The 12261-nt window shown below is 47.8% G+C and carries 7 protein-coding genes; 1 reads left to right on the top strand and 6 read right to left on the bottom strand.

The window, feature by feature from the left end:
- Positions 1-65: 65 nt before the first annotated feature.
- From ACFQ3W_RS15445 to yicI, 5 genes are all read right to left on the bottom strand, one after another.
- Positions 66-1805 (bottom strand): ABC transporter substrate-binding protein, encoded by a 1740-nt coding sequence (locus ACFQ3W_RS15445; RefSeq protein ID WP_379320138.1) that lies wholly within the window; start codon positions 1803-1805, stop codon positions 66-68.
- Between the two features lie 239 nt (positions 1806-2044).
- Entirely contained in the window at positions 2045-2947 is a 903-nt protein-coding gene (locus ACFQ3W_RS15440) for a carbohydrate ABC transporter permease (protein WP_379320137.1), read from the bottom strand.
- Positions 2948-2962: 15 nt separating this feature from the next.
- Positions 2963-3943 carry an ABC transporter permease gene (locus ACFQ3W_RS15435; protein WP_379320136.1) on the bottom strand — a complete coding sequence of 327 codons (981 nt, stop codon included), beginning with the start codon at positions 3941-3943 and terminating at the stop codon, positions 2963-2965.
- A gap of 115 nt (positions 3944-4058) precedes the next feature.
- On the bottom strand, positions 4059-5825 hold the full coding sequence (locus tag ACFQ3W_RS15430; protein WP_379320248.1) for a sensor histidine kinase: 1767 nt from the start codon (positions 5823-5825) through the stop codon (positions 4059-4061).
- 152 nt (positions 5826-5977) lie between these two features.
- On the bottom strand, positions 5978-8296 hold the full coding sequence (gene yicI, locus ACFQ3W_RS15425; RefSeq protein WP_379320135.1) for an alpha-xylosidase: 2319 nt from the start codon (positions 8294-8296) through the stop codon (positions 5978-5980).
- Between the two features lie 137 nt (positions 8297-8433).
- On the opposite strand from yicI, the gene ACFQ3W_RS15420 reads away from it, so the two are divergent.
- Positions 8434-9333: an AraC family transcriptional regulator gene (locus tag ACFQ3W_RS15420; RefSeq protein WP_379320134.1), complete on the top strand. Its 900-nt coding sequence runs from the start codon at positions 8434-8436 to the stop codon at positions 9331-9333.
- Between the two features lie 53 nt (positions 9334-9386).
- On the opposite strand, the gene ACFQ3W_RS15415 is transcribed toward ACFQ3W_RS15420, so the two are convergent.
- Positions 9387-12218: a glycoside hydrolase family 3 C-terminal domain-containing protein gene (locus tag ACFQ3W_RS15415; RefSeq protein ID WP_379320133.1), complete on the bottom strand. Its 2832-nt coding sequence runs from the start codon at positions 12216-12218 to the stop codon at positions 9387-9389.
- Between the last annotated feature and the right edge of the window lie 43 nt (positions 12219-12261).

Below are 12261 nucleotides of genomic sequence, written 5' to 3'. Positions count from 1 at the left end.
AGAAAAGGCCCGAAGGGTATACGGGCCTTTTCATGCTTTGTATCTAATTATCAGTGGATCTAACCTTATTTCACATCTTTACCGGTAAACAAGGATACTCTTGCTTTAACCAGATCCGTGTATTCAGCTTCCATTTTCGAAGCTCCGGCTTTCTCAAGTTCGGCCAAGAAACCATCATATACTTTGTCAAAATCAGCTGTTTTGGCAAGAATAGCTTCAGGAATCTTCTTACGAATAATATCTTGCGTTTTCTTGTATATAACTTGGTAGTCACCGTCCGTAGGAACAGGCATGTTGTACAATGCGCCCCATTCCTTAGGCTCAAATTTGTCCTCGCCTTCGAACAGGTCTTTCCATGTTGTAGCTTTGTACGCTTTCAGCGATTCTTTTTCTGCATCAGAGTAGCTCTCTACAATTTGTTCCGGGAAGTTAATCGTATAATAGTTACCCGTTGAATCCTTCACTCCGTCGCCATAACGAGGTGCAAAAGCGGCGTACAGACCAGCTGGATTACCTAAACCTGTTTCTTTGGTAAAGTTTGTTGTGTCATTTACTCTTCTGTCTTGTACTTCTTTAGGAATAACACGTTTACCGTTTGCGTCAACCGTATAGTGTTTGCCTTCAATACCCCAGTTTCTCAGCACTTGACCTTCGTCAGATGCCAACCAGTCAAGGAATTTGATTGCACGAACCGGGTCTTTACATTTGGTTGTAATGGCGATGCCAGCACCGTCAACCCCTGCAGGTTGGAAGGAGTGATCGACGTATTGCTCATTCAACGTTACAGGGAAGTGAGCATACGTATAATCATTTTTACCGGCTTTTTTCAGAGCGTTCTCAGCGTCATTATAACCCCATTCTTGGTCGATCAGACCAACAACGCGACCGCTGGCAATTTTTGCTTTGTATTGGTCGTCTTTTTGTACAAACGTATCTTTATCCAAAAGTCCTTCGTTGTACATATGGTTCAACCAACGGAAATATTCTTTTTCTTCCGGACGTTTATAGTGAAGTTTTGTGTCATACGTTTTTGGATCGACATAGTATTCGCCGTCATCCGGAGCGCCTGTTGCGATAAACGCAGGGTTCGTTACCGTAATCATAATTCTCCAGTCATCGGCGTTCAGCGTGAGCGGAATCGTTGGTTGACCATCTGTCGTCGGGTGCTTAGCTACATATTGTTTGAGTACGTTTTCAAAATCCTGAACTGTACGAACCTTCGGATAGCCGAGTTCTTTCAGCACGCGATGCTGGATTTCAAAGCCGCCGGTAGCATCAAAGTATTGGTTGTCTACGCCCATGTTAGTAGTCAGGGAATAGATGGCCGGATCATCGTTGCTGTACTTCAAGCGGTTCATGTTATCGCTAAAAACTTTCTTGATATTTGGCGCATATTTGTCAATCAGCGGAGCCATATCCACAATGAGACCAGCGTCAACCAACGTGGACAAGTTACCTTTTGCAAAAATAAGATCAGGTACGTCGCCGCTTGCAGCCATCAAGGCGATTTTGTTTTCCCCGCCGCCGCTGCCTACATCGTATTCAGCATCGATGGTGACACCGGTTTTTTCAGTAATCACTTTACCTACTTCGTCCTGCATGTTGTTCCAGCTTGGGCTGGCATCAGCGCCGAAGAAAGTAAAAGTAACCGGACTCTTATCGTCGGCAGCAGCCGCATTTTCGCTTTTGGCATTGCCAGCATTGCTGTCAGCTTTATTAGCTGCATTGTTGCTTCCGCATCCGCCAACCAGCAAAGTACTTGCCAACAAGAGCGCAGCGAATGTTTTAGGACTTTTCCAATTCATTTTCTCGTTCCCCCTCGTATCATATTAAAGCTTATATTGTATAACAGGCTATACCTGCATATACCGAATGTAAGTGAACCTTTTATGAAAACGTTTCATTTTTCTTTCATCAACATCAAGTAAGGGCTTTCATTCATCAGCAATAAAAACTAAAAACATTGTGTTTACATTGAATTACTCGGTTTAATATAGGTTCCGTCGCAGATCACTGCGGCGGAACCGCATTGATTATCGTAAGTTTAAGCTTTTACTGCTCCGAGCGTCATTCCTTCTACAAAGTAACGCTGCAGGAATGGGTAGATGAACAGGATCGGAACAGTGACTACAATCGTAATCGCCATTTTGATCGATTCCGGTGATACTTGAGACATCTGGTTTATCAGATCATTGGCATTTGCCATATTTGAACCCTGGTTGGTGCTTTGTAGAATCTTCATGAGTTCATACTGGAGCGTGGTCAAATGCTCTTTATTACCGTTATACAGATAAGTATCGAACCAGGCGTTCCATTGACCAACCGCCAGGAAAAGAGCGATTGTTGCAAGGACTGGCTTACAGAGCGGTAAAATAATCTTGTAATAGATCATGAAATCGTTCGCACCGTCCAGCTTCGCTGATTCCTGTAGCGCATAAGGCAGCCCGTCCATAAACGAGCGGATGACGAATACGTTAAACGCACTGATCAGCCCAGGCAGGATATACACGGCGAAAGTTCCGATCAAATCAAGATGCCGTATCAGCATGTAAGTCGGCACTAAGCCACCAGAAACATACATGGTCATCGCCAGGAACGTCGAAACGAATTTTCGTGCCCGGAAATCCGGCCGGCTCAAGGTATAAGCAACCATCGAGGAACTGATCAAACCTAACACAGTACCAATAATTGTTCTGTATATTGTAATTTTGAACCCTTGTATTAGCGTGGAATAGCCAAAGATCGTCTTATAATTCTCTAAAGTGAACTCCCGAGGCCAAATGTAAATTCCCCCGCGAACCGTATCAGTTGAATCATTGAGAGATATCGCTAGCACATTCAGGAAAGGGTACAAGGTGATTAACAGGATGACCGCCATTAAAATGAAGTTGCATACGTTAAATATTTTGTCGCCTCTGGTAAGGTTAAACGCTTTATTGCTCGCCACTTTTGTTCCCTCCCCCTACATGATGCTTTCTTTTGTAGTTTTCTTCATGATTCCGTTCGCAAGCAGCAGCAGGACAATACCTACCACAGAGGTAAACATGCTGATGGCCGTCCCGTAGGAGAAGTGAGCTATGTTAATGCCATACTTAAGTGCGTATATATCCAATACTTCGGAATAATCCGTAACCAATGCATTGCTTAACTGGAACTGCTTTTCGAACCCGATCCCGATCAGATGACCGATCGACATAATCAGCAGAACTGCAATAGTAGTCCGAATTCCCGGAAGTGTAATGTTCCATATTTGCCGGAACCTTCCTGCACCATCCACTCGTGCCGCTTCATAAAGCTCTTTATCAATCCCAGTAATAGCGGCTAAATAGATAATCGCGTTCCAGCCGGTTTCCTTCCATACATCTGAAGCGGTTAAAATCCCCCAAAACCAATGTCCTTTTGCCATAAACTGTATCGGCTGGTCTGTGATGCCTAGCCATATGAGAAGTTCATTGACGATCCCTCCATCAATAGAGAGCATCTTCGTAATGATCCCCCCAACGACAACCCAGGATACAAAGTGTGGCAGATAAGATACGGTCTGAACCGTGCGTTTAAAAAATTTCCCTCGCAGTTCGTTCAAGAGTATCGCGAATGTAATCGGAAATACGAAGCTGACGATCATCCCCAATATGCTCATCGCTAGCGTATTTCTCAAGACTAGATAAAACCGTTCATCCTGGAATAATCGTACGAAGTTGTCAAACCCCACCCATTTTTGATCGGCGAAAGACTTGGCCGGCTTATAGTTTTGAAAAGCCATTGTCCAACCCCAGATCGGTAAATAGCTGAATACGAATACCCATATGACAAATGGCAAGGACATCAGATACAAATACCTTTGCTGCACTATACTCTGCCAAATTCCTTTTTTCCGCTTCTTAGGCGGTGTAGGGGTTGCGCTTACATTTTTAGTGCTAGGCTGTGCTGACAGCGTTTCCATGTGTCCTATCCCCCCTTCTCTTCTGTAGCTCTATCATAATCCAAAGGGGGTGACGGAAATACCCGACACATTTTAAAGAAAACCATATAAAAATTAGACATCAAAGGTGAGGAAATCAGTTATCCTCATTTTTCATCGGAATGGTGAAGGTAATTTCCGTTCCAACGCCGCTGACACTGGAAATGTTGAGCCCGTGCTCCTCTCCGTACGATAACACCAGTCGTTGGTGAACATTACGCAGACCGATGCGATTTCGCTCAGGCTCTTCCGGTCCGGTTATGGTCTCCGTGACCTCAGCGAGGCGTTCGGGAGTCATACCCATTCCATTATCTCGAACCAAAACATGAACGAGTCCGGCCTCATTCCATATCCGAACATCCACATCTACCCCGTCCTCTTTGTCCTCGACTCCGTGGACAACAGCATTTTCCACGAGCGGCTGAATGATTAGCGGTGGCACTCGGATCCCGGCAACCTCGTCCTGAACGGTTAACGTATATTTTAGCCGGTCCTCATACCGGAATTTCTGAATTTCAAGATAGGAACGCACCATCTCCATCTCTTCCTTGAGAGGGGTATGCTCCCGGCCAACCTCGAGATTTTTACGCATCAATTTGCCAAGCATTCGCACCACATTCGCAATCTCTTTATCTCCTTTGAGAATAGCGTTCATTCGAATAGATTCCAGCGCATTAAATAAAAAGTGAGGGTTAATCTGGCTAGCCATCATTTTCAATTTGATTTCACGCTGTGCAAGTTCTAAGGCGTTGTTCTGCTCTGTCTTTTCCACGACTTGTTCCATCAGCCGATTAATGCTGCCGACCATATAGTTGAATTGACGGGAGAGCTGACCGATTTCATCATTGCCATCGATGTTGGAGACAACGTTCAAATCGCCGAGAGCCAAACGGTTCAGGTGACGGCTTAGCCGGAGCATCCGGTTTGTGGTGAGCAGCGACACAATATAGACGAAAAACAGGGCAATCAGTAATACTAGCAAGATGATGACAAGTCCAACATAGCTCACTCGATTGGCGTCTTCGACGATCGGCTTGGTTGCAAACACAGAGATGAATTTCAGACCATTCATGCTTGATTCGGGAGTCAGCGTATCCACTACAACATAGGAGGGCTCTCCCTTCACATTCATTTTCAGCGTTCCTTTATGCTGCTTTCGCAAATCAACACCGAAATCAAGCGATTCGAGTGTTTTACCAACCAATGACGGATTTTTTGAGGCGACGATATACCCCTGCTCATCGGCAATCAAGGTTTCGAATGGCTCCTGCCGGAGCATTCGGTTGAGCTCCTCCTGATTCATTGTGACCATAAGTACGCCACTTTTCGGGATTCCCTCAAACGATATTTGCCGAATCAAGCTAAGCCGGTTGACGGGGATCTCTTGCTGGTCATGAATGTACAGCCAGCCAGAGTTTTTGCTCGACATCGCTTTTTCGTACCAGGACGTGCTTTTAATATTGCTATCCGCCGGGATTAACTCCAAGTTGTTAATTAAGGTTGGGTTATCGTAGTAAAAACGAATCCCTGAGATTTCCCGATAACGCCGGACGTACTCCCGAAAATCGGTATAACTCAAATAAGCCCTTGTTAATTCCAGCACACTGGAATACCTCGTACTTGCAATAGTTCCCAGTCGCTTGTCCAGCATAAATGCGTCGGAAATATCCGCAGGTACGCGCAGCATCGTCGCCGTACGGGTTTTGACCTTCTCCACGTTGTTTGTGGTTTGCGCAATCGCCCGGTCCATAGCCTGGCTGCGAAAATAGGCGGTTATGGCCATACCGACAATTAAGACTGGGATCATCACAACCATAACATAGGTAATCATCAGCTTATGCTTCAGCTTTATATTATTGGTCATGCGTACGATTTTATCTAGCAATCGGAGCACCTCCCTAAAAGGCAAAAATCCCCTTGTAAAAAGGGGATGTTCAGGCAGCCTAGCATGAGCTGGGCCACCTGTTTGATATAGACAGTATACGGCGACCTTGCGGCCGATGACTATGTGAATTGTTATTTTAGAGTAATTTGCAGTTCGAGCTTGCCATTAAAGGAGGAAACCTCAACCGTACCATTCTCGGCGAGTTTGCCGCCTTGAACTGAGGCCACTTCGCCCATGCCATGAAGTGATACCAAGAAAGGTTTACCTGCTCCTTCTGCAGTTAACGTCAGGCTATTACCTTTACGCGTAGCGGTCACTGTGAGTTGGGCAACTGCTTTTTCATTACGAATTGTCCGGGTGACAACAGCGCCCTCTTCGATTTGATACAATCCCAGCTCTACGCCGTCCGCGAAATCATAGTCTGGACGGGAGTCATTCGCCCCTAAAGCAACAATCGAATTTGGACGAACAAACAATGGAAGGCTGAAGAAATCGTATTTTTCTTTGCGCCATTTGCCGCCTTCTACTGTTTCATTGGTCAGGAAGTGAGTCCATTTCCCTTCCGGCAGGTAATAGGTCACGTCGCCTTTTTCACTGAATACCGGAGCTACGAGCAGGGAATCGCCAAGCATATATTGACGGTCCAACGTTTCGGTCGCCGGGTCCTGCGGGAATTCCAGGAACATCGCGCGCATCGTCGGAACACCTTGCTTCGTCGCTTGCACAGCTGTATCGAACATATACGGCATCAAGCGGCATTTCAGTTTGGTGAAGAAGCGCGTTACATCAACCGCCTCATCATCATAAGCCCAAGGCACCCGGTACGAGCTGCTGCCATGCAGACGGCTGTGACTGGAAAGCAAGCCGAAAGCAAGCCAGCGCTTAAATACGTGAGCCGGAGCGGTATTTTCAAAGCCGCCGATATCATGGCTCCAGAAGCCGAACCCGCCAAGGCCAAGCGACAAGCCGCCGCGAAGGCTTTCCGCCATCGATTCATAGTCCGCGTAGCAGTCTCCGCCCCAGTGAATCGGGAACTTTTGCCCACCAACCGTAGCGGAACGTGCGAAAAGTGCAGCTTCATTTTTGCCTAATTTCTCTTCCAGAACTTCAAAGACAACCTTGTTGTACAAGTACGTATAGTAGTTGTGCATCTTAACCGGATCGGAACCATCGTAGTATACAACGTCCGTCGGAATACGCTCGCCGAAGTCGGTTTTGAAGCAATCGACGCCCATGTCAACCAACTCGCGCAGATAATCGGCATACCATTCACATGCGGCAGGGTTCGTGAAGTCCACGATTGCCATACCCGGCTGCCACAGATTCCATTGCCAAACGTCGCCGTTCGGTTTCTTGAGTAAGTAACCGTTCTTCTTACCTTCCTCAAACAGACGGGAACGCTGACCGATGTACGGGTTAATCCAAACGCAGATTTTGAGGCCTTTTTCCTTCAGACGTTTCAACATGCCTACTGGATCTGGGAATACACGCTCATCCCATTTGAAGTCTGTCCAATGGAATTCCTTCATCCAGAAGCAATCGAAGTGGAACACATGCAGCGGCAAATCACGCTCGGCCATTCCATCGACAAACGAATTTACCGTTGACTCATCATAGTCCGTCGTAAATGACGTTGTCAACCACAAACCGAACGTCCATGCTGGCGGAAGGGAAGGTTTCCCCGTTAAGTCTGTATATTTGTTCAACACATCTTTTGGCTCCGGTCCATCGATGACGAAGTATTCGATGGATTCGCCCGGTACGCTGAATTGTACTTTTTTCACTTTTTCCGAAGCGACTTCAAACGAGACCGCACCCGGATCATTGACTAGTACGCCGTATCCTTTATTCGTTACATAGAAAGGAATGTTCTTGTAGGATTGCTCCGAGCTTGTACCGCCGTCTTTGTTCCAAATATCAACGATCTGGCCGTTTTTAAGAAAGGATGTAAAGCGTTCGCCAAGACCATATACCCATTCGCCGACACGCAGGTCCAGCTCTTCACGCATATATGTGTTGCCGCCAGTTTCGGTTACATGTGCCATCGATTTGAAGCCACTGCCCGTAATCCGCTCTTCGCCGCGATAGAAGTCAACCGTCCATTGAGGTCCTTTGGAGATACGAACGCTCAGGCTTCCGCTCTTCAGTTCGGCGTATTGTTCATTTTCGGTAATTTCAACATGGTCGCCACCTTGGGCCAATTCAAACGACGGTCCGTGATCCACGGTTCCAGCAAAATGAATCAGCTTGACGCCAATAACGCCTGGCAGCGGGGAATGAAACTGAACGGTCAAGAGAGTAGTATTAATCATATCTCCCCGGCCGCGAATTGGTGTTGTAGACGCCGATGCGATCAGCGTATTGTTTTCAACGGTAAAGTCATAGGCCTGAACTGCTGGAGAAAGTGTAAATCCATCGCGAATCAGCCAGTTGCCATCAGTAAATTTCATCTTTAAATACCGCCTTTCCTAGTCACATTGTTTTTCGTTAAGAAACGTTCTATACTTGCATTATACTGATATCCTCATAGATAAACTAACATAATTCGATGAAAATATAACACTATATTGATGAGGTGATCCGTAAAATGGACCAAGCACTAAGGCGTGCACTAAAAGAAAGCCGTAGCCACGGGAACGAACGTCTGCCGTTTGGCACCTACTGGTTCCGCTATGGTCCGGGAGAACATGTCATCGACTGCCATTGGCATGATGAAGCAGAGTTCTTTTACTGCCTTGAGGGAGAGACTTTATTTCAGGTTGATACCGAGTATTTTCCGGTTCGTGCGGGTGAAGCTGTGTTTATAGATGGAGGCGATATTCACGCCGCCCATGCCCATGGTACGGAAGGCTGTGCCTTCTTCTCTCTAGTATTCGACACGCAGCTGCTAGCCAGCGCTCACTACGATGCGGTCCAGGAAAACCTGATCCTCCCCCTCCAGGAGCGAAAGGCAACCTTTCCCCGGCATATCACGCGACAGGACGATACGGAAATCTCTCTGCTGGAGCATATTCTTGCCATGATGAAGAGCTGCAAGGGCGAAACTCCGGGATACGAGGGGGCCGTAAAAGGTCATCTGTATCTAATGTTGGCGGACATTGCCGCAGCAGGAAGTGCTAGTAACCGGTCATCGACTGGAAGCCGAAGCGAATCATCCAAAATCGAGCGTCTTAAGACGGTGATTCTCCACATCCAACAGAATTATGGACATCCGATTCGTCTCTCCGAGCTCGCTGCGCTCATTCCGATGAGTGAGGGACAGTTTTGTCGGTTCTTTAAATCGATGACACGTCAAACACCGATGGATTACATCAATTCCTTCCGAATTAGGCAAGCAGCCGAACTGCTAAGGCAGCCCGAGCGAAAAGTCTCGGACATCGCCCTAGAGGTAGGCTACGATAATATTAGCTATTTCATCCGGGTATTTCGAAAATCGATGAATTGCTCGCCTTCGGAATTTCGTAAAAGATTGTTAAAACAGGACTAAGCACTCCTGCTTAGTCCTATTCAGTACACCCATATATGCCAGCCAAAGCTGTATTAGCTTAGACGGAACCAGCTAATTTGCACTTCTCCTTGCAGCAACAGATACACTTTACGCTGTCCAGATACCTCAGATAACGGTGCCGTTACTGTAGTCCAAGCTTGGCGACCGCCTGTCGGCAATACCGTACACGTGCATATTGTCTCACCGTCCGGAGAATCCAGCTTAACCTTGATCTCTCCGCCTTTGATATTTCCAGAAACACGCGCTTCAAATTGTGAAGCGGTACTCAGCTCGAGCTGCACGTCGTGGAAAGCGATCCAGCCGCTACCTTGAACCGTCCGAATGCTCTCCCCACCTTCACAGCATTCATCCACATAAACCTGTTCATAGTCATCGTAATTTATGGCTCTGACTGGACTTTGAAGCGAACGCGGCGGAACAATTTCACCCTCGACGCTGATTTCTACCTTCTGAGCAATGTTTGCAGAGGAAGAGCCTACCATAATCGTATAGATGCCAGTTTCTACGCAGTAGCGGTCACGGGTGACATCCCAGAAGGCCAGCTCCGAACCTTTTAGCTCAAACGAAATGGTCTTCGATTCTCCCGGATTCAAATGAATCCGATTGAAGCCCTTCAGCGTCTTGAGCGGGCGGATAACGCGGGACGATTCGGCCCGAACATACAACTGCACCACTTCATCCCCTGCCAGGTCCCCGTTATTTTTGACACCCACCGAAACCGTCAGCGTTCCGTCAGCCTTCATAGCAGCTTGGCTCAAAGAAAGTTCGCTGTATTCAAAGCGGGTATAGCTTAAACCATGACCGAAAGGATATAGCACCTCTCCATCAAAATATTGATAAGTCCGTTTACCTTTAATAATGTCATAGTCCTTCAAATCAGGGAGCTGATCCACCGACTTGTACCAAGTCATGTTAAGCCGCCCTGCTGGATTGTAATCGCCAAACAGCACATCGGCGGCGGCGTGGCCCAGCTCTTGACCGGCATGGGACGTAAAAAGAATCGCAGGTACATGCTCGTTTTCCCAGTTAACAGCGAATGGATAACCGCCTACGATGAACACGACCGTATTCGGGTTGGCAGCCTTCACCGCTTGAATCAGCGCCTGCTGCGCCGGAGCAAGCGTAATGTCGGGCCGGTCTGTTGTTTCTTTGCCGTTAATATATGGGCTATTTCCTACAAATACGACCGCAGTTTCCGCTTGCTTTGCCGCTAGTACAGCTTGCTCTATACCGTCTTCTACAACTTCAACGATCCACTCACTGGCCAAGCCTTCTTCTTGATCTTTAATAACGGATAGGCTTCCCTTTTCTCCTAGGAGAACCGGTTTACCTTCCCATGACTTCATCGCTACCGAGCCATTTGGAAGAGTTTCAAACCCGAAAGCTTCCTTGACGAACCAGCCCGCCGCTTCCTTCGAAGTTGCCGTAAGCAGACCCGATTCGCTCTCGGTCACAAATTTGCCGTTTCCTACAGCGACCAAGGTACACTGTCCCCAACCCCAGTCGTTTCGTTCGAACACTTCCGCCTGATTGACATCTTCGCAGGCCGCAGTAAGCACCGCCTCAGTGTCTGAGGTTGTCGTAATGCCCACATATTTGCCGGTGGCAGCGGAACGAAGACGAATGCGGTCCAGCCCCGATTTGTAGTGAACCGGACGATCGTTCATTTTTTCCTTAACGCCTTGGAGCGGTGTGATGCGATAGGCTGGCGTACCGCTGTACCAGTCGGTATACACCTCATTTGCAAGCGGCCCGATTACTGCTACGGAGCCTAAACCAGAGCTTAGCGGCAGAAGCCCGTCGTTCTTCAGCAGCACGACCGATTCCCGAGCAGCCGCTAATGAAAGCGCCGAGTGCTCAGGGGCACATAATTTCTCCTCCGGCACATGGCTGTAAGGATTGCGATCCTCCGGATCAAATTCACCGAGCCGGAACCGAACGCGGAACGTATTGCGCAGCGCTTTGTCCAAATCGGCTTCTGTGAGTAAACCGCGATCCAAAGCGTCATGCAGGGCCCGGAACGAAATCGGCTGATCATCAGTGAGGCTGTCGATCCCTGCTTTCACCGAGCCAGCCACCGCTTCCGCATAGGAGTCAACGTAATGGTGCTCGTTTACAGTACCAATCACATCTCCGGCATCACTAACGATAAAGCCGTCCATTTGCCACTCGCCTTTGACGATGTCGTTAACCTCAGGGTTGAGGTTGCACGGTGTACCATTGATGCTGTTATAGGCGGTCATCATGGAACCTGCACGTCCATCGCGGAACGCCGGTTCGAACGCCTTCAAGTAATACTCTCTTTTATTTCGAGGGTCGATGCTAGCCGAATCGCAGCCTCGATCCACTTCATTGTTGTTTCCATAAAAATGCTTCAGTGTGGCTACAGCCTTGTAGTAGAAAGGATCATCCCCTTGCAGACCTTTGACCAGTTCAGTAGTCAAGGTTCCCGTCAAATGAGGATCCTCCCCATAAGCTTCCTCCGTACGGCCCCAACGTGGGTCACGCTCCATGTCAACCGTCGGTGCCCAAATCGTTAACCCGTTGATAGCCGGGTTCTTCTGGTAATACACCCGCGCCTCATCGCCGATCACAGACCCGATCTTACGCATCAGCTCGGGGTTCCAGGTGCAGGCCAGCCCCGTGTTTTGCGGGAACACCGTAGCTTCGCCAAGCCAAGCCACTCCATGAGCTCCTTCCGTGCCCTGCTTATATGGCTTCACGCCAAGGCGCGGAATTTCCGCTTGAAATTGACACATTAATTCAACCTTTTCATCCAAAGTGAATCTCGATATCAGATCATTGACCCGTTCGCCAACCGGCAAATCCGGATTTTGAAAAGGATATTTATAGCTTTCAGTCATACGGCAATCTCGCTCCTCTTTGTAGGTTCGTTTGAAAGCGCTT

The organism is Paenibacillus puldeungensis (assembly GCF_042678945.1).
In the GTDB taxonomy this organism is placed as follows: Bacteria; Bacillota; Bacilli; order Paenibacillales; family Paenibacillaceae; genus Fontibacillus; species Fontibacillus puldeungensis.
The sequence above is the reverse complement of the archived record's forward strand: the minus strand, read 5'-3'. Positions and strand labels throughout refer to the sequence as shown.